Source organism: Bordetella genomosp. 9 (assembly GCF_002261425.1).
In the GTDB taxonomy this organism is placed as follows: Bacteria; Pseudomonadota; Gammaproteobacteria; order Burkholderiales; family Burkholderiaceae_B; genus Bordetella_C.
Genome location: NZ_NEVJ01000002.1, coordinates 1,152,559 through 1,173,452, shown reverse-complemented (window position 1 = coordinate 1,173,452; position 20,894 = coordinate 1,152,559). Strand labels below are relative to the sequence as shown.

Below are 20,894 nucleotides of genomic sequence, written 5' to 3'. Positions count from 1 at the left end.
GCGGTACCATTGATCGTCAGCGTGACAGACTTGGTCGCCGTTCCGCCGTGACCGTCGTCGACCTTGACCGTGTAGGTTTCCTGGATGTGGTCCTTCGCCGTCAGCGACTGAGTCGCAGCGTTGTCCAGGGTGTACGTCCACTTGCCGGTCTGGTCGACGGCGAAGGTACCGTAGGCGCCCTTCGAGTTGCCGTCGACAGTCCAGCTGTGCGTGTCCGTCGCGTCGATGTCCGTCTTGCTGAACTGGCCCGTCGCGGTCTTGGTGCCGTCTTCTGTAACCGAACCGGCATCAGCTCCCGTCGGAACGTTGATGGTGGGCGCATCGTTGGTACCCTGCACCGTCACCGTGACCGTGCTCGTGGTGCCATCTGCCGACGCCACCGTGAACTTCTCAGTCGCCGTCTGGCCCGCGGCGAGTTGCTGGACCGCCGTTGCGGAGTTGTTCAGCGTATACGTCCATGTGCCATCCGTCGTCAGGGCAAAGGTGCCATAAGTACCTGCGGTGTTCGTCTGCGGTACAAACACCGCTTGGCCAGCATCCGGATCGACGACGTCGAGCTTGCCGCTGGTGGTCAGGGTCGTGTCCTCCTTGACCGTTCCCGCGTCGCTGCCCGTCGCATGCGGCATGATGATCGCCGCGTCATCGGTGCCGTTGATCGTCAGCGTGACCGACTTGGTCGCCGTGCCGCCGTGGCCATCGTCGACCTTGACCGTGTAGGTTTCCTGAATGTGGTCCTTCGCCGTCAGCGACTGCGCTGCGGCGTTGTCCAGCGTGTAGGTCCACTTGCCGGTTTGGTCCACATTGAAGGTGCCGTAGGCGCCCTTCGCGTTGCCGTCCACCGTCCAGGTGTGCGTGTCGGTGGCGTCGATATCGGTCTTGCTGAACTGACCCGTCGCAGTCTTGCTGCCGTCTTCGGTGACGGACCCGGTGTCCGACCCTGACGGTACGTTGATCGTCGGGGCGTCGTTGGTGCCTTGAACGCTCACCGTGACGGTGCTGGTCGTGCCGTCGGCAGACGTAACGGTGAATTGTTCGACTCGGCTCTCATTGACGCCCAGCGCCTGCACCGCCGGATTGGTGTTGTCGAGCGTGTACGTCCACGTGCCGTCCGTTGTCAGGGCGAAGGTTCCGTAAGTGCCCGCGGTGCCCGCCTGGGGTACGAAGACCGCCTGGCCTGCGTCGGGGTCGACGATATCCAGCTTGCCGCTGGTAGTCAGCGTCGTGTCTTCCTTTACCGTTCCGGCATCACTGCCCATCGCGTGCGGCGTGATGATCGCCGCGTCGTCGGTACCGTTGATTGTGAGCGTGACCGATTTGGTGGCCGTTCCGCCATGGCCGTCGTCCACCTTGACCGCGTAGGTTTCCTGGATGTGATCGTTCGCCGTCAGCGACTGGGCGGCAGTGTTGTCCAGCGTGTAGGTCCACTTGCCGGTCTGATCCACAGCGAAGGTGCCGTAGGCGCCCCTGGCGCTGCCGTCCACCGTCCAGGTATGCGTATCGGTGGCGTCAATGTCCGTCTGGCTGAACTGGCCAGTCGCGGTCTTGCCACCATCTTCGGTGACGGATCCAGCATCTGTGCCGGTCGGGGCGTTGATGGCCGGGGCATCATTGGTGCCCTGGACCGTCACCGTCACGGTGCTCGTGGTGCCATCAGCGGAGGCCACCGTGAACTTCTCAGTCGCCGTTTGGCCGGCGGCCAACTGTTGGACCACTGTCGACGCGTTGTTCAGTGTGTAGGTCCATGTGCCGTCCGTGCCCATCGTGAACGAGCCATACTGGCCGTTGACGTTTTGGGCAACAAATACCGCCTGACCGGCGTCCGGATCCGCGACATCCAACTTGCCGCTGGTGGTCAGCGTCGTGTCTTCCTTGACCGTTCCCGCGTCGCTGCCCGTCGCATGCGGCGTGATGATCGCCGCGTCATCCGTGCCGTTGATGGTCAAGGTCACGGACTTCGTTGCCGTGCCACCGTGGCCGTCATCAACCTTGACCGTGTAGGTCTCCTGAATGTGGTCCTTCGCGGTCAGCGACTGAGCTGCGGTATTGTCCAGCGTGTAGGTCCACTTGCCGGCTTGGTCCACGGCGAAGGTGCCGTAGGCGCCCTTCGCGTTGCCATCAACGGTCCAGGTGTGCGCGTCGGTCGCGTCGATGTCAGTCTTGCTGAACTGACCCGTCGCGGTCTTAGCGCCGTCTTCCGTAACGGAACCAGAATCCGCTCCGGTCGGGGCGTTGATGGTCGGGGCATCGTTGGCACCCTGGACGGTGACCGTCACCGTGCTCGTCGTGCCGTCGGCAGACGTTACCGTGAACGTCTCCGTCGCCGTCTGGCCGACAGCAAGTTGCTGAACTGCCGTGGAAGCGTTGTTCAGGTTGTACGTCCAGGTGCCATCCGTCGTCAGGGCGAAGGTGCCGTAGGTACCGGCAGTGCTCGTCTGCGGTACGAAGACAGCCTGACCGGCGTCGGCGTCGACGATGTCCAGCTTGCCGCTGGTAGTCAACGTCGTATCTTCCTTGACCGTGCCTGCATCGCTGCCCGTCGCGTGCGGCGTGATGATCGCCGCGTCATCGGTGCCGTTGATCGTCAGCGTGACCGACTTGGTCGCCGTGCCGCCGTGGCCATCGTCGACCTTGACCGTGTAGGTTTCCTGGATGTGATCGTTCGCCGTCAGCGACTGGGCGGCGGCGTTGTCCAGCGTGTAGGTCCACTTGCCTGTCTGGTCGACGCCGAAGGTACCGTAGGCGCCCTGCGCGTTGCCATCCACCGTCCAGGTGTGCGTGTCCGTCGCGTCGACGTCCGTCTGGCTGAACTGGCCCGTGGCGGTCTTGGTGCCGTCTTCCGTCACGGAGCCAGCGTCCGCGCCCGTCGGGACGCTAATCGTGGGGGCGTCGTTGGTGCCCTGCACCGTCACCGTGACCGTGCTCGTCGTACCGTCGGCAGACGTGACGGTGAATTGTTCGATTCGGGTCTCGTCAACCCCCAACGCTTGTACGGCCGGATCGGTGTTGTTGAGCGTGTACGTCCACGTGCCATCCGTCGTCAGGGCAAAGGTACCGTATGTGCCGGCGGTACTTACCTGCGGTACGAACACCGCTTGACCCGCATCGGGATCGACGATGTCCAGCTTGCCGCTGGTGGTCAGGGTCGTGTCTTCCTTGACCGTGCCCGCGTCGCTGCCGGTCGCGTGCGGGGTGATGATCGCGGCGTCGTCCGTGCCAGTGATCGTCACCGTGACCGACTTGGTCGCCGTTCCGCCGTGACCGTCGTCAACCTTGACGGTGTAGGTTTCCTGGATGTGGTCTTTCGCCGTCAGCGACTGGGCCGCTGCGTTGTCCAGCGTGTACGTCCACTTGCCGGTCTGGTCGACGCTGAAGGTACCGTAGGCGCCCTGCGCGTTGCCATCCACCGTCCAGGTGTGCGTATCAGTCGCATCGACATCGGTCTGGCTGAATTGGCCCGTGGCGGTCTTGGCGTCGTCCTCCGTGACCGCGCCGGCATCCGCACCTGTCGCGACGTTGATGATGGGGGCGTCGTTGGTGCCCTGGACGGTCACGATGACCGTGCTTGTCGTGCCGTCGGCGGACGTGACCGTGAATTGCTCGACTCGGCTCTCGTTGGCCCCCAGCGCTTGTACGGCTGGATCGGCGTTGTTCAAGGTGTACGTCCACGCACCGTCGGCCGCGATCGAGAACGTGCCGTAGGTGCCCGCCGCGCCGGTTTGCGGCACGAAGACCGCTTGGCCGGCGTCGAGGTCCACGACGTCCAGCTTGCCGCTGGCGGTCTGGGCCATGTCCTCGATGACCGCGCCTGCGTCATCTCCCGGCGCATGGGGCGTGATGACTGCCCGGTCGTCGGTGCCATTGATCGTGATGGTGATGGTGCTGGTGGCCGATCCATCCTGGCTGGTCACCGTGTACGTCTCGACGATGCTTTCGCCGCTCTTCAGCCCCTGTACGACAGGGTTGTCGTTCGCCACGGTGTAGGTATAGGAGCCGTCGGCATTGAACACCAGCGTGCCCAAGGCGGCATTGCCATTACCCGTGCTGCTGTCGAAATGCGCTCCCGGCCGGAACGTGGCCTCGCCGGCGTCGGCGTCCGTAATGGACAAGCGGCCCTCGGCGGTAAGCTGGCCGCCGGTGACGCCCTGGTCCTCGGTGACTGCGTGCACGCCGCTGCTCATCACAGGCACGTCGTTGGTGCCGGTCACCGTGACGGTCAGGGTAGCCGTGGATACGCCGCCCTGCCCGTCCGATACCGTGTAGGAGATCGAGGTCGCCCGGGTCTGGCCCGCCGGCAGGTAGTTGAAGGCGGCGCCCGGGTCGAAGCGGTAGCTGCCGTCCGCGTTCAGCACGAAAGTGCCGCCATGATCGCCCGCCAGGGCCTGTCCGACGTTGCCGGCCTGCCCATTGACGTCGATGACGGCGAGCGTGTCGCCATCCGGATCGACGTCACGGCCGTGGCCTTGCGCATCGCCGCTGATGACGTTGCCGTCCAGTACCTGGTTCTGGCCGCCCGAGGCGCTGTCGTCGCCCGCGACGGGCGCCGGATTGCCGACATTCCAGGCGAACGCCTGCGACGTGCTGGCGCCGATGCCGTCCGTGGCGGTCACAACCACCTGGTATTTGCCATGGTCGCCGCCCATCGACGCCGATGCATCGATGGTCCCGGAAATCACGCCCGTGCGCGGATCGATGGTCAGCCCGGGCGGCAGCCCGACGGCGGAGTACGTCAGCCTGTCGCCGGTATCGACGTCGGAGAAGTGGCTCGATACGTCGACATTGACGCCCTGCTGGGCGTCCTGCCCCGCCACATCGGACAAGCCCGTGGATACGGGCGCGTCATTCACGCCGGTGATGGTGACCGTGACGGTGGTCGTCGAGGTCGCTCCGCTGGGATCCGTGACGGTATAGCTGGCGCTGCTGGTGGCGGTTTGTCCCGCGCCCAGGTGCTGGTAGCTGGCGCCGGGGTTGAAGACATAGCTTCCGTCCGGATAGACGGTGAACGTTCCGCCGCTGGATCCCGCCACCGTGACCCCGCCGGTGACCATGCGCTGGTCGCCGACCCTGACGATCGCCAGCGCGTCGTTGTCCGGATCCGTGTCGTTGCGCAGGATATTGCCACTGACGGAAGCGTTCTGCGTGGTCGTGGCGGTGTCCGCCGCGGCGACCGGCGCCGTATTCACATGGGGCACATCGACGGGCGTGCCTGTTGACGGCGTGCCGGTGGACGGCGCGCCCGTGGCGGGTTCGCCTGAAGGAACGTTCCCCACGACGGGAGCACCGGCGGATACGCCGCTGGACGGAGCGGCCGCGCCGCCGCTTCCCGTGTTCGCGGCGCCGGTGCCCGCGCCATCCGTGGCGCTGCCGCCATCGCCGCCGGCAACGCCGGCCGCCGGGACGTTGGCGGTGGTCTGTGCGGCTCCGGGATTGGGATACTCCAGCGACAAGGGCGTGGTCGATTCCAGGATCCGCGCCAGCCGCACGAAACTGCTGCCCGCCGCATCCCCGCCGCTGCCGGAGGTCAACGCGGCGGTGGGATCCAGGTTATCGAAGGGATCCTCGCCGCTTTGCAGCGCGGCGAGCAGGCGGTCGGAATCCGTGCCCTGCGGCGGCGCCACGCGCGCTTCGGCGGCGTCCACGGCGCCCGCCATATCATCCGTCAGGGCGACTTCGCGGTTCTCGCCGATCAGGATGGGCATCCCGCCTTCGACCTGCAGGCTGACCGTGGCGCCGGACGACGTCACGATTTCCGTATCGGGGGGAATGCGGCTGCCGGCGTGCAGCTCCGTCAGGGACCCGTCCGGATGCCGCATCCAGGCGCGGCCGGTGACTTGCAGGACAGTGGCGGGAAGCGAGTAGGCCATATGGATGATTCCGTGAAAGACGGTTCATCCTATGGGCTGATCGGGCCTCCGGCATTGTACGTAAGGACAGGATATGCAATTAAGTTGTAACAATACGACATTGATGAGCACAATGCCGCAGGAACATCACAAAATCTATCATCCCATTAGATACAAACAATCGGCCACCCATACCGGAATACAACAACCATGTAGTCCCTGATGGAGCGGCATGAGCACGCAGCACCAGGACGGGGCACGTCGTGCCGGGTTATGCGCCATTACAGCGCCATGCACTGCCTTCAATTCCCACAGGCTGGGACTACAACACGTCGCACGGGACGCCGAGCAATAGGGAATGAATTCGGGTTTCCCCTTGGTTTGCACACCTTCCCGCACCGCGCCGCTGTTCAGGGGCTGCTGAAAAGACCACGATGATTCCCACGCAGCGGGAATCCCTACTTGGCCGGCGCGCGCGGCCGCCCCATACTCGCGCCATCATGTCCTCGTCCACAACCACCTCCGCTTCCCAGGACCGCGTGCTGATGGTGCTGGCCACGCTGGCCCAATGGAACGGCCCGGTGACGGCGCAGCAGTTGGCGGAAGCGACCGGCCTGCCGCGCAGCTCGCTCTACCGGCAATTGGCCCGGCTGAAGCATTGGGGGTTCGTGCAGGAAGAAGACGGCAGTTACGCGCCGGGCCCCATGGGCCTGCAATTGGCGCAAGGATTCGACGCCAGTTCCAACCTGGTCCACATGGCGCGCATGGACATGCAGCGGCTGGTGCACCAGTCCAACGAAAGCGTGGGCCTGATCGTGGCGGTGAACGACCGCGCCATCTGCCTGGACATGCTGGAAAGCCCGCAGGCCCTGCGCTGTTCCTTCGAAAAGGGTCGCAGCGTCGCCTTGCGCAAAGGCGCGACGGCGAAATGCCTGCTGGCGCACCTGCCCGCCGCGCGCCGCGACGCCGTGCTGGATGCATGGAAGGACGAGCCGCACGACCCGCAGTTGCCCGATCGCGAATCGCTCGCCGCCATCCGCAAGGCCGGATACGCGCGCAGCCAGAACGAGATCGACGAAGGTGTCTGGGGCGCCAGCGCGCCGCTTTTCGGGCCCGCCCAGCGGCTGGCCGGTTGCCTGACCCTGATGGCGCCGACGTCGCGGGGCCTGTCGCGCGCCGATGAACTGACCCAGATGGTAGTGGTAGCCGCCGCACGCGTTTCCCGCCTGCTCAACCTGACCTGAATTTTTTCCCCGGACGTCCGCGTCCCGATCTTCAAGGAGCCTTGAATGAAAGTCCTACGTCGCCGCGTCCTGCAAGCCGCGCTCGCATTGAGTCCCCTCCTGTGGTCCGCCACGCCCGCCCATGCCGACGACGTGATCCGCGTCGTCACGGATGCCACCTTCCCGCCCATGGAGTACGTCGATAACGGCAAGTTGACGGGCTTCGACATCGAACTGACGGAAGCCCTGGCCAAGGCCATGGGCAAGAAGGTCGAATGGACCCAGATCGATTTCAAGGGGCTGATCCCCGGCCTGGTGGCCAAGCGCTACGACATGGCCGTATCGGCGATCTACATCACCGACGAACGGCGCAAGGTTGTCGACTTCGGCGATTCGTACTACGCGGGCGGCCTGGTCGCGATGGTGAAGGCCGACAACAACACCATCAAGACGCCCAAGGACCTGGAAGGCAAGCAGGTCACCGTGCAGGTCGGCACCAAGTCGGTCGGCTACCTGAAGGACAACTATCCCGGGGTGAAGCTGGTCGAAGTGGAAAAGAACGACCAGATGTTCAACCTGGTCGCCATCGGCCGCGCCGACGCCGCGGTGACCGGCCTGCCCGCCGCCTACCAGTACGTGCGCACCCGCGGCGGCCTGAAGGTGCTGCCCGAGCAGTTGACGACCGAAGCGTACGGGATGGCCGTGCGCAAGGACCAGCCCGAACTGACCGCCAGCCTGAACAAGGCGCTGGCCCGGCTGAAGGCCGATGGCACCTACGACGCCATCGTCAAGAAGTGGTTCAGCAACTGAGGCCCTGAATGGATCTGGATTTCTCTCCGGTCTGGGCCAACTGGCCCGACCTGGTGCGAGGCGCGGCGGTCACGGTGGAGATCGTCTCCGTGTCGCTGCTGTGCGGTTGCGTGATCGGGCTGCTGGTCGGCATCGGCCGGCTCGATCCGCGCCGCCGCTTCGTCTACGGCCTGTGCTCCACCTACGTGGCCGCCATACGCGGAACGCCGCTGCTGGTGCAGCTGTTCATCCTGTTCTTCGGGCTGCCGCAGTTCGGCATCATGCTGCCGGCCTTCGTCTGCGGCACCATCGGGCTGTCCGTCTACAGCGGCGCCTATGTGTCGGAAATCGTGCGGGGAGCCATCCAGTCCATCGACCGCGGGCAGGTGGAAGCGGCGCGGTCGCTGGGCATGCCGGGCCGCATGGCCATGACCAGCGTCGTGCTGCCGCAGGCATTCGTACGCATGATTCCGCCCCTGGGCAACGAGTTCATCGCGCTGATCAAGAATTCGGCATTGGTGTCGCTGCTGACCATCCATGACGTGATGCACGAAGGACAGAAGATCATTTCGGTGTCCTATCGGTCGCTGGAAGTCTATCTGGCCATCGCGGTGATCTACTTCATCCTGACCGGCGTGACGACGTTCCTGCTGCGGCGTATCGAGCTGCGCCTGCGCGCGGGAGGAATGGTGCAATGAGCGCGAACATGCAACAACCCATGGTGCGCATACGGCAGCTCACCAAGGCCTACGGCGACAATGTGGTGCTGCGCGGCATCGACCTGGACGTCATGCCTTCGCAGGTGGTCGTGGTGATCGGGCCCAGCGGATCCGGCAAGAGCACGCTGCTGCGCTGCTGCAACGGGCTGGAGCTGGCGCAGGGCGGCGATATCGAGGTCTGCGGCCAGCCGCTGCTCGCGTCGGGCCGCATGCTGCCCGATAACCGGCTGAACAAGCTGCGCGAAGAAGTCGGCATGGTGTTCCAGTCCTTCAACCTGTTCGCGCACCTGAACGTGCTGCACAACATCACGCTGGGTCCGCGCAAGCTGCGCGGCATCGGGCGCAAGCAGGCCGAGGAAGAAGCGCGCGCGCTGCTCGAGAAAGTCGGCCTGGCGCACAAGGCCGACGCCATGCCCGCCAGCCTGTCCGGCGGCCAGAAGCAGCGCGTGGCCATCGCCCGCGCCCTGGCCATGCGGCCGCGCGTCATGCTGTTCGACGAGCCGACATCCGCGCTGGACCCCGAGCTGGTGGGCGAAGTGCTGAAAGTGATGAAGATGCTGGCTGCCGAAGGCATGACCATGATGGTCGTCACCCATGAAATGGCTTTCGCGCAGGAAGTGGCCGACACCGTGGTGGTGATGGACGGCGGCGGCATCATCGAAGCCGGGCCGCCGTCGCGGATCTTCACCGCGCCGACGCAGCCACGGACACGCGAATTCTTGCAGGCGGTACTCAAACGTGCATAGTCCCATCGCATCGAACACGGACAACGATCCGGTGCTGTTTCGCCTGGCCGACGTGCCGGCGCAACCGTGGAAGAACGGCGGCGGCCTGACCAGGGAGATTGTCTGCTGGCCTCCCGGCGCGGGCATGGACGACTTCCTCTGGCGCATCAGTGTCGCGCGCATCGACGCGGGCGGGCCGTTTTCCAGCTTCGCCGGCGTGGATCGCGTCATCACGCTGCTGAGCGGCGCGGGCGTGGTGCTGCGCGGCGGTTTCAAGGCCGGCGAGCATGCCTTGACCACGCCGCTGGCGCCCTTCGCCTTTCCCGGCGACGTGGCGGTCGCCTGCACGCTGCAGGGAGGCGCGTCGGAAGACTTCAACGTGATGAGCCGACGCGGCGCGGTGCGGGCCGACGTGCAGGTCATCGACAACCACGCCATCGTGCCCAGCGCGGCATGCGGCCTGCTGCTGGCCGTGGGCAGTTGCTGGGAAGTGGAGCGCGACGACGGCACCCGGCACGTGCTGGAACCCGATGAAGGCCTCTGGTGGGCCCGCCAACGCTACGCATGGCGCGTCCGCTGCACCAAAAAGCAGGCTCCCGTCGACACGGGCCTGATCGTGGTGTCGATCGACATGCCTGCGCCGCAGGACGACGCAGTACAACAGGAAGCGACATGAATCACGCAAACAGCCTGTGGGCCGCCGACGCGCTGCTGCCGGAAGGATGGGCGCGCGGCGTCACCCTGGCCTGGGATGGACAGGGGCGGCTGACGCGGGTCGCCAGCGGCACCACACCCGAACCGGGACAAGCCCAGGCCGCCGGCCCGCTCGTTCCCGGCATGCCCAATCTGCATTCGCACGCGTTCCAGCGCGGCTTCTGCGGCTTGACCGAATACCGCGCCCAGGCCGCGGACAGTTTCTGGAGCTGGCGCGAACTGATGTACCGCTGCGCGGGCCGCATCGATCCGGAGCAGGCCGAGGCCATCGCCACCTGGCTGTATGTGGAAATGCTGGAAGCGGGCTACACCAGCGTGTGCGAATTCCATTATCTGCACCACGACGCCGACGGCCGGCCCTATGCGCATGGACCGGAAATGGCGTTGGCCGTCCTGCGCGCCGCGGAGCGCGCGGGCATCGGCATGACGCTGCTGCCCGTGCTCTACCAATCCGGCGGCTTCGGCGGCGCGGCGCCGCATGAGGGCCAGCGGCGCTTCCTGCACGATACGGCCGCCATGCTGCGCCTGCTCGACAAGCTGAAGCCCGCTTGCGAGGCCCAGGGCGGACGGCTGGGCCTGGCGCCGCACTCCCTGCGCGCGGTGCCGCCTGCCTCCCTGGCCGAGGCGCTGGCCGGACTGGACGCGCTGGATTCCACCGCGCCCATCCACATCCACATCGCCGAACAAGTGAAGGAAGTGGAAGACTGCATCGCGTGGAGCGGCCTGCCGCCCGTGCGCTGGCTGCTCGAGCATGCCCCGGTCGGACCGCGCTGGTGCCTGGTGCACGCCACGCACATGACGCCCGACGAAACGCTGGACGCCGCGCGCAGCGGCGCCGTCGCCGGGCTTTGCCCCACTACCGAAGCCAATCTGGGTGACGGCCTGTTCGATATGGCGAACTGGCGCGCGGGAGAAGGACGTTGGGGCGTGGGCTCCGACAGCCATTCCACCGTGAACGCCGCCGAGGAATTGCAGTGGCTGGAATACGGCCTGCGCCTGACCACGCGGCAACGCAACGTCATGGCCGATGCCGCGCAACCGCACGTCGCCACCGCGATGACGCTGGCCGCGGTGGCGGGCGGCGCGCAGGCCGCCGGCCGCCCGGTGGCGGGTTTCGCCGCCGGGCAGCAAGCCGACTTCCTGGAGCTCGATCCGGGCCACGTCGCCCTGGCGGGCCTGCCTGCGCGGGACATGTTGTCCGCGCACGTCTTCGGCAGCCATCGCACGTCCGCGATAGGCAAGGTGTGGGTCGCAGGCAGGCTGCGCGTGCAGGATGGCCGGCACGCATTGCGCGACAGCGCCGCGGCCGCATTCGTGGAAGTGCGGCGCGCGCTGGTCGCGGATCGCTGACGCCCGCCCGCCCGCGCGCCAGGCGCTGGCTGGCTCGAACGATTATTCAACATCTGGAGGAAACGATGTCACTAGCCATTACCGATCGTCCCGTTTTTACCTTCCGGCAAGGCACCGCGCCGATGCTGGTTTCCATGCCGCACGTCGGCACCTACCTGCCGCCTGCCATCGCGGAACGCCTGACCGACGAGGCGCGGCAGGTTCCCGATACCGATTGGCACCTGGAACGCCTGTACGACTTCGTGGTCGGCATGGGCGCATCGGTGCTGGTGGCCACCCATTCGCGCTACGTCGCCGACCTGAATCGTCCGCCCGACGGCAGCAGCCTGTATCCGGGCCAGAGCGTGACGGGCCTGTGCCCCGTCGACACCTTCGACGACACGCCGCTGTATCGCGACCCCAAGGATGTCCCTGACGACGCCGAAGTCGCCGTGCGCCGCGCGCAGATCTGGCAGCCCTATCACGACAAGCTGGCGCAGGAGCTCAACCGCCTGCTCGACCAGCACGGCGTCGCGTTGCTGTGGGATGCGCACTCGATCCGCTCGGTGCTGCCGCGGTTCTTCGAAGGCAAGCTGACGGACCTGAACCTGGGCACGGGCAAAGGCATCGCCTGCGCGCAGGACATCGCCGAAGCCGTGGCCGCGGTGGCCCGCGAAGGTGAGACTGACGGCTACACCAGCGTATTGAACGGCCGCTTCACGGGCGGATACATCACCCGCAACTACGGCAAGCCGGAACAGGGCATCCATGCAATACAGCTGGAAATGACCCAGTGCAGCTACATGCAGGAAGCGCTGCCTTTCGACTATCTGCCCGAGCGCGCCGAGCGCGTGCAGCCGCTGCTGCGCCGCATGGTGCAGACGGCGTTCGATGGCGTGACGCGATCGCGGAAAGGGTAAGCCGACGCTATTGGCACAGGCACGGCCATCTTGTAGAGTGGATCACCCCACTCTACAACCGCGGCAGGTGTCTTCCATGGCTTACGATCCCGGCATCCAGGACTATGTAGACCGTACTCGCAAGGCCCTGGCTGAGATGGGTGAGCTTGGCGCCTTGACCCTGGCGCAGCGGCGCGCGCGCGCGGATCGCCAGGCCGCGCTGATCAGCGAGCCCTACCCCGCGTCCCTGGACGTCAACGATACGTACATCGTGCTGCCCGGCCGAGAAATCCTCGTCCGCGTCTATCGGCCGCGCGCGGATACGCCCCTGCCGGCGATCGTCTACCTGCACGGCGGCAGCTTCGTCGCCGGCAGTCCGCAGGGACACGACTTCATCACCGCCAGCCTGGCCGCGAATACCGGCGCGCAGGTGCTGAGCGTGCATTACCGCCGCGCGCCCGAGAATCCCTATCCGGCGCCCACTGAAGACGCCTACGAAGCCCTGGCCTGGGCGGCGCGCGAAGCCGGCATGCTGGGCATCGATGCCGATCGCATCGCCGTGGCGGGCGACAGCGCGGGCGCCAATCTGGCGGCGGCCTGCGCCCTGCTGGCCCGCGATCGTGGAGGTCCCGGGCTGCGCATGCAGGCCCTGGCCTATCCGACGCTGGATGCGGACCTCGACACCCCGAGCTATCTGCACAATACCCAGGACGCCTTCCTGACGCGCGAAGGCATGGCGTACGCGCTGGAATCCTTTCTGCCGCCTTCGGTGGCCGCCCTGCGCGACGACGGCTATGCCTTGCCCATGCGCGCGGCGAGCCATGCGGGACTGCCGCCTGCCTATCTGCTGCTGGCGGATCACGATCCGCTGCTGGACGACGGCAGGCGCTATGCCGAAAAGCTGGGCGCCGCGGGAGTGCCGGTGGACATGCGCATCGGCGTGGGGATGATCCACGGCTTCCTGCGCGCGCGCCGGCTCAGCGCGGCGGTGGACATGGAGTTCCACCGGATGTGCAAGGCCTTGCGCGCGGCGCTGGCGCTGCCGGAGCCGGCGCAACGCTGGTGATTGCCGCGGTCCAGGACTGGAGCACGACCGCGCCACGCGGGCGACGGTTCGATCATTCCAGGCGCAGGCGCCCCAGCTCCGGGGACATACGGTCGGCGAAGGCCAGCATGGCTTCGGCCACTTCCGCGATCTTCTGTTCGGTCATGGTGTAGCTGAAATTGACCGCCGTCAGGACCAGCGTCAAAGGCCCCGCCTGGGAGAAGATCGGGACGGCGATCTGCGTCAGGCCGCGCCTTCGGTCACCCGAATCCAGGGCGTAGCCGCGCGCCCGTGTGGTTTCGATACGCTGGAGGTATTCCTCGAAGGCGGGTTTGCGAAACCATTCCGTCTGCCCGTACGCGGATTCCACCAGTTCCGGGCTGGCGCCGGAAAAGGCGGCCATGACCAGGCCCGATGCCCCTGAGAAGCGCGGCGACCGGCGGCCCATGCTGAAATAGCTGTCGACGCGAAAGCCGCCGCCGACGAAGTCGAGCAGCACCAGGTCATAGCTTTTTTCGACCTTCGCCAACGCGACCGTCACCCCTACGCGTTCGGCCAGTGAAAACATCTCTGGACGGATGACATCCAGCAAGCCGCTGGTGCGCAGGACGCCATGCGCGAGTTCCAGGGCCATGACGCCGATGCTGTAGGTCTGGTCGCGTTCGTTATAGGCGACCAGGCCTTCGCGCTGGAAGGTGCGCAGGATGTTGAATGCCGTGCCTCGATGCAAGCCGGTTTCCCGCGCGACCTCGCTGGCCCTTTGCGGGCGTTGCGCCTGATGCAGCGCCCGCAGGACCGCCAGTCCGGAAACGATCGCGCCCACGGGCTTGCCGACGACGCGTTCGGCGCCGTCCGCGCTTCTGTGTTTTCCGGAACGGGCAGGCTTGTCCGATTGCGCTTCAGCCTCGAGTCCGTACTCAGTGCTCACGATGAAATCATTCCTGTCACAGGGTCGTTGCGACTATAGCAGCTCGGTCAGCGCGCCATCGGCATGCCGGCGGTCGATCCGCCATCCACGGCGATGGTCGCGCCGGTGATGAAGGACGCGTCTTCCGAGCACAGGAAGGCGATGGTCCGCGCGATGTCGGCCTCCGTGCACAGACGGCCGAGCGGCGTGGTGGCCGTCAGGTGAAAGCCGCCCTGCGCCGATCCGGCGATGAATTTTTCCGTCATCGGCGTCTTGAGCATGCTGGGGCAGATGCAGTTCACGCGTATCTGCCTGTGCGCGACTTCCAGGGCCAGCGTACGCGCCAGGAACTGCAGCGCGACCTTGGACGCCGCGTAAGCGCCGTTACCCGCCTTGGGGCGCAGGCCCGCCGACGACGATATCGCGACGATCGCGCCGCCGGTATCGGGGAAGTGCGGCAAGGCGGCCTGTGCGCAGCGCCAGAATCCCCTGGCGTTCACGTCGAACGTCAGGTCGTAGACCTCGTCCGTCATATCGGCCAGCGTCGCGGGAAGCAGCACGCCCGCGGTGTAGACCAGCGCATCGATGCCGCCATGGCGGGCAGCGCCATTTTTGAAGGCATCGTCCAGGCTGGCGCGATCCCTGACGTCGGCCGGCATGCCGATGACGCGGCCGCCGGACCGGGCCAGCGCGGCTTCAGCCTGGCTGACTTTTCCGGCGTCGACGTCGATGAGGGTCACGGCGTCGCCACGGTCGAGAAAATACCGGGCAGTCTCCAGTCCGATGCCGGACGCCCCGCCCACCACGACTATGTTTCGGCCCGTCATGGCGCGGCCTCCGCATCCACCTTGTTCTTGCGCAGGTCGAAGCCGCGATAGCCGTTGGCGACGACCTCTTCGCATGTCTTGATGTAGGCCGGAAGCCCCGCGACATAAGGCATGAAGACGCGCGGCTTGCCGGGGATGTTGGCGCCGACGTACCAGGAGTTGGTGGCCTGCGGAAAAAGCGTGCCGTTGGCCACCTCGTTGACGTGCCGCACCCAATCGTCTTCGGCCTCGGACGTCGGCTCTATCGTGTCGATGCCGTGGTCGTCGAGATAGGTCAGGCAATCCGCTATCCATTCGACGTGCTGTTCGATCGCGGTGACCATATTGGCCTTGACCGACGGGCTGCCCGGGCCCGTCACGATGAACATGTTCGGGAATCCGTGCACCATCAGGCCCAGGTAGGTCGCCGGACCGGCACGCCATTTTTCCCCCAGGCGCGCCCCCGCTCGACCGGTGATGGATATCTCGTTCAGCGCGCCGGTCATGGCGTCGAAGCCCGTCGCGAAGGCGATGACGTCGACGTCGTAGTCGGCGTCGGTGGTGCGCACGCCTTGTTCGGTGATTTCCTGGATGGGCGTGCGGCGGGCGTCCACCAGCTTGACGTTGTCCCGGTTGTAGCTCTCGTAGTAGTCCGTATCCACGCAAAGCCGGCGCGACCCGATCGGGTGATCGCGGGGCGTCAGGATGTCGGCCGTGGCGGGATCCTTGACGACCGCGCGGATCTTTTCGCGGACGAACGAAGCGAGGCTTTCGTTCGCCTCCGCATTGCGCATGAGGTCGGTGAACGCGCCCATCATGCGGGCGCTGCCGCCCTTGGCCCATAGCCGTTCGTAGAGGCGCAGCCTGTCCTCGCGCGGCATGTCGAGGGCCGACATGGTCGGTATGGCGACGCGCGACATGCCGGAGGCCTGCTTGCGCGCGGCCTTGCGCAGCGCCGGGTAGTTGGCTTTCTGCTCGCGTTCCTCGTCTTCCGGCATGGGATGGTTGTTCGCGGGCACGCTGAAGTTCGCGGTGCGCTGGAAGACGGTGACCCGGCTTGCCTGCGCGGCGATCCTGGGCAGCATCTGCACGCCGGTGGCGCCCGTGCCGATGAGCGCGACACGCTTGCCGGTGAAGTCCACGCCCTGCTCCGGCCAACGGGCGGAATGGTGCCATTCACCCTTGAAGCGCTCGATGCCGGGGATGTCCGGAACCCGTGGCGCCGACAGATTGCCGCTGGCCATGATGCAGAAGCGCGCTTCGACCGCGGGGCCTTTGTCGGTGGAGACGCTCCACACGGCGCGGCCTTCGTCGTAGCGCATGCCCGTCACCCGCGTTTCGAAGCGTATGTGCTGGCGCAGGCCGAAGCGGTCGGCGACGTGGTTGAGGTAGGCCAGGATTTCCGGCTGTTCGGCGTAGCGGTGCGACCAGCTCCATTCCTGCTGCAGTTCGTCGGAAAAAGAGTAGGAGTAGTCGAGGCTTTCCACGTCGCAGCGCGCGCCCGGGTAGCGGTTCCAGAACCATGTGCCGCCCACCCCGCTTGCCGCTTCGATGCAGCGCACCTGCAGGCCGAGCTTGCGCATGCGGTGTATGGCATAAAGCCCGCCGAAGCCCGCGCCGACGATCAGGACGTCGACGTGTTCGGCTGGACCGGGTGGGGATGCTGGGGGGTGTTGGGCCTGGGACATGTCTCCTCCTTGTGGATCTTCGAGCGCCGGAAGCACGTGCCGGCGGTATGTGCGACGGAACATGTGTGCCGCGGTTGGGTCATGGTATGGCATGCACTTGTCGTTTGCAATAGGCTACTTTTGTCTTCTATAGACGACGTCCAGCGATTCGGAACGGGCGGCTTTGCCACAGCTTCGGCGGGTCTCCAGGATCCGTCGTCGGACAGGCGATGGAGGAGGTCAGCCAAGAGGATGAAAAGGACCGGCGCTCACTCTGAGACAACGCTTCCGTTTTCTATAGAGGACGAATATTTTCTTTGACAGTCATTTGTTTTTTTGTATAGTGAATCACGCAGGATCGCGCAAGCCGCAGGCATAGCAAGGCGTCGCGACCTGTCATCCCCTGAGGAGGAAGACAAAATGAAGCTGATAGTCCGTTTGTCCATCGGCGTGTGGACGGCTCTCTCATTGCTGTTGCCCGCGGCGCATGCCGCCGAATTCCCCACCCGTCCCGTCACCCTAATCGTCGGCTATGCACCGGGCGGCGGCACCGACACGGTCGCGCGCAGCGTCGCCGAAGTGCTGTCCCGCAAGTGGGGCCAGCAGGTGATCGTGAAGAATCGCCCAGGCGGCACGGGCGTCATCGGCATCCGGGATCTGAAGGCCGCCGCCCCGGACGGCTACACGCTGGGCATCTGGACCGATTCCGATATCGGCAACGCGGCGGTGCGCGACGACCTGGGTTACGACCTCGTGAAGGACTTCGACCATATCGGCCAGATCGCTTCCGGCGGTACCGTGCTGGTGGTCAACCCGTCGGTGCCGATCAAGAGCTTCGCCGACTTCGTCGCCTACGCCAAAAAGAATCCAGGCAAACTCAACTTCGCGGTCGTCTCGGGTGGCGGCATGCACCTGGATAGCCTGCGGATACAGGACGCCGCCGGCGTGAAAACCACCATCATCGGCTACCCGGGAACAGGCCCGGCGCTGACCGACCTGATCGCCGGCCACGTCGACATGCTGGTGCTGCCGCTGGGCGTGGCGCTGCCCTACATCAAAAGCGGCGCCGCGCGCGCCATCGCCGTGGGATCGACCACGCGCTGGGCGGGGCTTTCCGACGTGCAGACGCTTTCGGAAGCGGTGCCTGGATTGGAAAGCACGTTCTTCTACGGCCTGGTCGGGCCGAAGGGCATGCCGGACAGCCTGAAATCCACCTTGAACAGCGCGCTCATGGAGGCCCTGCGCGATCCCAAGCTGGGCGAGAAATTCCTGTCCATGGGATTCATCCCCACCGGCAATTCGCCGAGCGAGTTCAAGGCGGTGATCGCCAGGAAACTGGAAGTCTCGCGCACCGCGGCGGAGCAGACCGGCTTGAAGCAAAGCCTGCAACAGGGGAAGTGAATATCCATAGCTGCCGGTACGCGTCGTCTCCACATTCCCGCCATCTTCCTTAAACCTCCCTGTCACGGCCATGTCACTTCGCTGGCCGATCATGCGGTTGCACTTTTTTGGAATTGTGCGTTTGAGTCTCCTCAAACGCACAATCCGACGCGCACGGCCGGTTGAACGGCCGTTTCTGCAACCCGCCTCCCTCGCCGCATGAAACCGACCCCTATCCAACGCTCCCACGCCCGTCCCGCCGCGCGCTGGCCCATGCTGCTGGCCGCTGTCGCCATCGCTTGTTCGCTCACCGCCTGCGGTGGGGACCACGACGACGATGACGACGCTCCGTCGAATCCCGATACCCCCACCCAACCGACGAACCTGGATCAGCCGGGAACGCCGCAGCCCCCCGCGCCGGTGATGCACTGCGCGCCGTAGGCGGCCGTCCGCCGCGGACGTAGTTTCCGCGCTCTTCCTCTTTCTTCCGATAGCGACCCTGGCGGCATCACGCCCGCCATGCAGGCCTTCGCGCCACAACCGACCCGCGAACCGACAATGATCAACAACGCCAAACGCAAGTTTCTGCGCAACAGCCTGGGCGCCACCGCGTCCCTGACCGCACTGAGCATGTTCCCGCCCAGCATCCGCCGGGCGCTGGCCATCCCGGCGAACAATCGCACGGGCACCATCAAGGATGTCGAGCACGTCGTCATCCTGATGCAGGAGAACCGTTCCTTCGACAACTACTTCGGCACGCTGGCCGGCGTGCGCGGCTTCGGCGATCGCTTCACGATCCCGGTGCCGAACGCGCTGAACGTCTGGCAGCAGCTGGACGCCAACGGCAAGCCCATCCTGCCGTATCACCTGGACCAGACCGCGGGCAATGCGCAGCGCGTCAGCGGCACGCCGCACAGCTGGAAGGACGCGCGTGACGCCTGGGACAAGGGCCGCATGTACCAGTGGGCGCGCTACAAGCGTACGCAATCCATGGGTTACTTCACCGAACAGGAAGCGTCCTTCCAGTTCGCCCTGGCCAATGCGTTCACCCTGTGCGATGGGTATTTCTGCTCCCTGCACGGCGGCACCAATACCAATCGCCTGTTCCACTGGACCGGCACGAACGGCGCGACGACACCGTCCGCGCACGTGGTGGTGAACAACGTATGGGACGGCCTGGACACGACCACCAACCTGGCCACGACGGGCTTCGACTGGGCGACCTACCCGGAACGGCTGACGCAGGCCGGCGTGTCGTGGATGGTTTACCAGAACATGCCCGACAACTTCACCGACAACCCCTTGATCGGCTTCAAGCAATATCGCGACGCCAATCTGCGTTCCGGCAAGCCGGTCTACCATGACGTGCCGGTGAATCCGGCGTATGCCCCCACCGACGACGTCAACAACCCGCTGTACAAGGGCATCGCCAACACGATGCCGGATGGCGGTTTCCTGGGCACCTTCAAGCAGGACATCCTGGACAACAAGCTGGCGCAGGTTTCCTGGATCATCGCGCCGGAAACGTATTCCGAGCATCCCGGTCCGTCGAGCCCCGTGCAAGGCGGCTGGTACACCCAGGAAGTGCTGGATGCGCTGACCGCCAATCCGGACGTATGGTCCAAGACCGTGCTGCTGATCAACTTCGACGAGAACGACGGCTATTTCGACCACGTGCCGCCGCCCTGCGCGCCGTCGCTGGATATGACGTCGGGCGCCACCTTCGGTAAATCGACGCTGAGCGCCGCCGATATGTCGTACGAGTACTACACGCATGGCGTGGTGCCGAACACCTCGATGCCCACGCCGGACGGCGACTGCTACGGTCCGGGACCGCGCGTTCCCATGTATGTGATCTCGCCATGGAGCCGTGGCGGCTGGGTGAATTCGCAGCAGTTCGACCATACGTCCGTGCTGCGTTTTCTGGAGGCCCGTTTCGGGGTCGCAGAAACCCAGATCAGTCCCTACCGTCGCGCGGTCTTCGGCGACCTGACCTCGGCCTTCAACTTCGCGACGCCCAACGACGATGCGCTGCCCACGCTGGGCGGCCGCCGCACCCGCAACGACGCGGACACGCTGCGCATTTCGCAGGATGCGCTGGGCCAGGTGGCCCTGCCCACGCCGCAGAACCTGCCGCGCCAGGGCGGCGGCACGCGTCCGTCGCGCGCCTTGCCGTACGAGCTGCACACCAGCGCGCGCGCCGACGCTGCAACCGGCGCCGTCAAGCTGATCTTCTCCAATACGGGTTCGGCGGCCGCCGTCTTCCACGTGTACGACCGCCTGCACCTGGACCGTATCCCGCGCCGCTACGTTGTCGAGGCCGGCAAACAGCTGGACGACAGCTGGGACACCAAGGCCACCGATGACGGCCGCTACGACCTGTGGGTGCTGGGACCGAACGGCTATCACCGGGGCTACACCGGCGACCTGGCGGCGCAGGCGGCCAACGGCGCCGCCGTGCCCGAAGTGCGCGTCTGCTACGACGTGGCGAACGGCAACGTCTACCTGACCGGCATGAACACCGGCGGCAAGGACGCGCACCTGACGGTACGGGCCAAGGCCTATCGCAACGACGGGCCGTGGAACCTGACGGTCGCCGCCGGCGCCACGCAGGACGTGCACTGGGACCTGAAGGACAGCGCCCAGTGGTACGATTTCCTGGTCACTTGCGCCGAGCAGCCCGGCTGGTCGCGCCGATTCGCGGGCCGCGTCGAAACGGGCAAGGACGGCCTGAGCGATCCCGCGATGGGCATGGAAGATCTTTGATGCTTTGACGCTTTGCCGGTGAAAGACGCCGCGCCATGTCAGGTGGCGCGGCGTCTTTCGTGCGCAACCGATCACGATTAGACCG

General features: G+C 65.9%; 15 protein-coding genes. 11 read left to right on the top strand and 4 right to left on the bottom strand.

What is annotated here, in order from left to right; genetic code table 11:
* Positions 1 to 5,861: retention module-containing protein (locus CAL26_RS11335; RefSeq protein ID WP_143277411.1), on the bottom strand; the 5,861-nt coding region annotated here is incomplete at its 3' end.
* A 479-nt stretch (positions 5,862 to 6,340) separates the two neighbouring features.
* Between CAL26_RS11335 and CAL26_RS11330 the strand changes: the two genes are divergently transcribed.
* The 8 genes from CAL26_RS11330 to CAL26_RS11295 all read left to right on the top strand — a co-directional run bounded on the left by CAL26_RS11330 (position 6,341) and on the right by CAL26_RS11295 (position 13,304).
* Entirely contained in the window at positions 6,341 to 7,084 is a 744-nt protein-coding gene (locus CAL26_RS11330; protein WP_094847046.1) for an IclR family transcriptional regulator, read from the top strand.
* A gap of 45 nt (positions 7,085 to 7,129) precedes the next feature.
* Positions 7,130 to 7,873, top strand: a complete 744-nt coding sequence (locus tag CAL26_RS11325) for a transporter substrate-binding domain-containing protein (protein WP_094846942.1) — start codon at positions 7,130 to 7,132, stop codon at positions 7,871 to 7,873.
* An 8-nt stretch (positions 7,874 to 7,881) separates the two neighbouring features.
* Positions 7,882 to 8,550 (top strand): amino acid ABC transporter permease, encoded by a 669-nt coding sequence (locus CAL26_RS11320; protein ID WP_094846941.1) that lies wholly within the window; start codon positions 7,882 to 7,884, stop codon positions 8,548 to 8,550.
* The gene (locus tag CAL26_RS11315) at positions 8,547 to 9,317 is read left to right on the top strand and encodes an amino acid ABC transporter ATP-binding protein (protein ID WP_094846940.1); all 771 of its coding nucleotides are present in this window, start codon (positions 8,547 to 8,549) and stop codon (positions 9,315 to 9,317) included. The genes CAL26_RS11320 and CAL26_RS11315 overlap by 4 nt, the downstream gene beginning before the upstream one ends.
* Positions 9,310 to 9,972 (top strand): HutD/Ves family protein, encoded by a 663-nt coding sequence (locus CAL26_RS11310; protein WP_256988310.1) that lies wholly within the window; start codon positions 9,310 to 9,312, stop codon positions 9,970 to 9,972. Before CAL26_RS11315 ends, CAL26_RS11310 begins: the two co-directional genes overlap by 8 nt.
* Entirely contained in the window at positions 9,969 to 11,360 is a 1,392-nt protein-coding gene (locus CAL26_RS11305; RefSeq protein ID WP_094846939.1) for a formimidoylglutamate deiminase, read from the top strand. Before CAL26_RS11310 ends, CAL26_RS11305 begins: the two co-directional genes overlap by 4 nt.
* 65 nt (positions 11,361 to 11,425) lie before the next feature.
* The gene (gene hutG / locus CAL26_RS11300; protein WP_094846938.1) at positions 11,426 to 12,259 is read left to right on the top strand and encodes an N-formylglutamate deformylase; all 834 of its coding nucleotides are present in this window, start codon (positions 11,426 to 11,428) and stop codon (positions 12,257 to 12,259) included.
* 76 nt (positions 12,260 to 12,335) lie between these two features.
* Positions 12,336 to 13,304, top strand: coding sequence for an alpha/beta hydrolase (locus CAL26_RS11295; protein ID WP_094846937.1), 969 nt, complete (start codon positions 12,336 to 12,338; stop codon positions 13,302 to 13,304).
* A gap of 52 nt (positions 13,305 to 13,356) precedes the next feature.
* Here the strand turns inward: CAL26_RS11295 and CAL26_RS11290 are convergent, their stop codons facing one another.
* The 3 genes from CAL26_RS11290 to CAL26_RS11280 are packed head-to-tail and all read right to left on the bottom strand — an operon-like array spanning position 13,357 to position 16,684.
* The gene (locus CAL26_RS11290) at positions 13,357 to 14,211 is read right to left on the bottom strand and encodes an IclR family transcriptional regulator (RefSeq protein ID WP_094846936.1); all 855 of its coding nucleotides are present in this window, start codon (positions 14,209 to 14,211) and stop codon (positions 13,357 to 13,359) included.
* A gap of 47 nt (positions 14,212 to 14,258) precedes the next feature.
* On the bottom strand, positions 14,259 to 15,017 hold the full coding sequence (locus CAL26_RS11285; RefSeq protein ID WP_179283326.1) for an SDR family NAD(P)-dependent oxidoreductase: 759 nt from the start codon (positions 15,015 to 15,017) through the stop codon (positions 14,259 to 14,261).
* Positions 15,014 to 16,684, bottom strand: coding sequence for a flavin-containing monooxygenase (locus tag CAL26_RS11280; protein WP_143277410.1), 1,671 nt, complete (start codon positions 16,682 to 16,684; stop codon positions 15,014 to 15,016). The genes CAL26_RS11285 and CAL26_RS11280 overlap by 4 nt, the downstream gene beginning before the upstream one ends.
* Before the next feature lie 399 nt (positions 16,685 to 17,083).
* Between CAL26_RS11280 and CAL26_RS11275 the strand changes: the two genes are divergently transcribed.
* The 3 genes from CAL26_RS11275 to CAL26_RS11270 all read left to right on the top strand — a co-directional run bounded on the left by CAL26_RS11275 (position 17,084) and on the right by CAL26_RS11270 (position 20,809).
* A complete protein-coding gene (locus CAL26_RS11275) occupies positions 17,084 to 18,064 on the top strand; it encodes a Bug family tripartite tricarboxylate transporter substrate binding protein (RefSeq protein WP_094846934.1) in 981 nt (326 codons plus the stop codon).
* Positions 18,065 to 18,262: 198 nt separating this feature from the next.
* Entirely contained in the window at positions 18,263 to 18,484 is a 222-nt protein-coding gene (locus CAL26_RS28090) for a hypothetical protein (protein WP_143277409.1), read from the top strand.
* 117 nt (positions 18,485 to 18,601) lie between these two features.
* Positions 18,602 to 20,809, top strand: a complete 2,208-nt coding sequence (locus CAL26_RS11270; RefSeq protein WP_094846933.1) for a phosphocholine-specific phospholipase C — start codon at positions 18,602 to 18,604, stop codon at positions 20,807 to 20,809.
* The last annotated feature ends 85 nt before the right edge of the window (positions 20,810 to 20,894 follow it).